At 65.7% G+C, this 297-nt stretch carries 1 pseudogene; it reads left to right on the plus strand.

The annotated features are described in order from the left end of the window. A pseudogene (locus tag P0D73_RS46890) lies at window positions 1–229 on the plus strand (RND transporter); the annotation flags it as partial. Between the last annotated feature and the right edge of the window lie 68 nt (window positions 230–297).

Below are 297 nucleotides of genomic sequence, written 5' to 3' on the forward strand. Positions count from 1 at the left end.
ACAGCGCGCCACCACGGCCGCGGACCTGTCGCTGCGGCTCACGACGAACCGCTTCAACGCGGGCGCGGTCAGCTATCTCGACGTGGTGACCGCGCAGACGATTGCGCTGACGAACGAGCGCATCGCGGATCAGATTGCCGAGCGGCAGTTGGAATCGAGTGTGTTGTTGCTGAAGGCGTTAGGCGGGACGTGGGGTGGCGAAAGCCAGAGCGCGGCGGGGTCTGTGTAACCGGTTTTGCGTCCTCACCTGGCGCGCGGAAACCTCAGCACGAACCGCGTACTGCGCGCATCGCTCTC

The sequence above is a fragment of the Paraburkholderia sp. RL18-101-BIB-B genome, from assembly GCF_046026985.1.
Lineage (GTDB): Bacteria > Pseudomonadota > Gammaproteobacteria > Burkholderiales > Burkholderiaceae > Paraburkholderia.